Annotated in this window: 2 protein-coding genes; both read right to left on the bottom strand. The window is 55.3% G+C overall.

Annotated features, from left to right (window positions below):
• On the bottom strand, nt 1-857 hold an 857-nt coding region (locus ACTQ34_RS17830), incomplete at its 3' end, for a sugar phosphate isomerase/epimerase family protein (RefSeq protein WP_441364943.1).
• Between the two features lie 33 nt (nt 858-890).
• Nucleotides 891-1,871 (bottom strand): Gfo/Idh/MocA family protein (locus tag ACTQ34_RS17825; RefSeq protein ID WP_441364942.1); only part of this gene is annotated, 981 nt, incomplete at its 5' end.

The raw sequence follows: 1,871 nt of genomic DNA, 5'->3' as shown, positions 1-1,871 counted from the left end.
TTTGCGACATGCGCGCGGGTGACCTCGGCAGCCTTCTTGATGTTCTCCTCGTTGGACAGCTTATAGTAATCCGGTCGGAACACCTCCATCGTGCACACGTCGCCCTCGAAACCGATCTTCTTAAGTGTGTCGGCGTAGCGCTTGTGATCCAGGCAGTCGCCCGGCTCACCCGGCCACAGACGCTTCTCGTCATTATTGTAAGCTGCTCCGCAGGGCATATTCTCCATTCCGTTGAGGTGCCAAACAAAGATCTTCTTGCCATCGGCCTTCTCCAGTGCGTCCCAGCCGGATGCCATCGCATGGAAGTGGTACTGGTCGAGGGTGATGCCGACAAGAGGGTGATTAACTTCCTGTACAATTGCATACGCATCCTCAAAACGGTTGATTGTCATGGTCGGACAGCCGCAGAACTCAATGGACAACTTAATGCCGTGTGGCTCAACCTTCTTTACCATTTCCTTAAGGACAGTGACAGCGTCAGCGCGGATCTCATCCAGTGTTGCCGGGACGGTCAGGTCCATGGACGGCACAACGACGATCATCTTGCACTGCAACTTCAGGCAGTCGGCGATAATCTGGTCAAGTTTTGCCATTACTTCGTCCTTTTCCGCCTGTGTCTGCTTCATGTTGAAGAAGATCAGCGCGTTGTAAGACAGCATGCGCAGCTTATGGGACGGGTCAGCGAACCACGCTGCCAGATCGTCGATCGTATACTTGCCCGCCGCGATTTCACGGTCGAGGCACTCGGACTGGATGTCGATGTAGTCAAAACCGTACTTCTCACACAGGTCGAGGTCTTCGAGTACGGAATGGTTTTCACAGAAACGGTTGCAGCCTTCGTTAAATCCGATTTTCATGGTGATTTTCTCCCTTCTGAACGTTTCCTTTTCTTACTTCTTGTAGAAATCCGGGGTGCCACCAGTGACAACCTTCTCGGCAACGCCCGAGGTCTGGCTCTTGACCAGTGCGTCGGCCGTGATGGAAGCGACGTAGCCATCCCAAGCGGAAGAACCGCCGGTCTCGCCCTTGACGGCGTGATCAACCCAGTCCTGAATCTCAACATCGTAAGAGTCGATGAAGCGCAGAATCCAGTTGTCCTCGATCTTGGTAGACACGTTGTTAGCGTAGCGCACAGTCGGGAAGGACGGGCACGGCAGATTGATGACACCGTTCTCGCACACGACTTCGCAGTTGATGTCGTAGCCAAAGCCACAATTGACATTGACCTCGAGTACATTGACGATACCGCCCTTGGTCTTCATAATCATGATCTGCGGATCCTTGAGGCCTTCATGCGCCTTGGAAGAAGTCTTGGGCATGATGCACTGCACTTCGTCCCACTCGTCACCGATCAGCCACGGCAACACGTCGATTTCGTGGATTGCGGTATCGGTGACTGCCATCGCGGTGGTGTAATCCGGAGCAACACCGTCTGCGCGATGCGTGCACTTGATAACCATCGGCGCACCGAACTTGCCCGAGTCGATCAGCTCTTTGACCTGCTTGTAGCCGCGGTCGTAGCGGCGCATGAAGCCGACCTGCACCAGATGCTTGCCGGACGCCATCTCAGCGTCCACGACTGCCTTGCAGTCCGCCGCGGTGTTAGCGAGCGGCTTTTCGCTGAAAACCGGCTTGCCGGCCTGAATAGCCGCGATGACCGGATCCTTGTGGAACGCACCCGGGGTGGTGACAACCACAGCGTTTACATCCGGGTCATTGATGGCAGCATTAAAGTCGGTGTAAACCTTGACGTTGCCGCCTGCGATCTCGGCGCCCTTCTTTGCGCCTTCTTCAAATACATCGCATACGGCGACCACTTCCGCGCCGCGGATGCGGTTCTGAATGCGCTCGATATGCTCGCGGCCGATCAT

Source organism: Agathobaculum sp. LCP25S3_E8, from assembly GCF_052117165.1.
In the GTDB taxonomy this organism is placed as follows: domain Bacteria; phylum Bacillota; class Clostridia; order Oscillospirales; family Butyricicoccaceae; genus Agathobaculum.
Note: the sequence above shows the minus strand (reverse complement) of the source record. Positions and strands in the feature narration are given on the sequence as shown.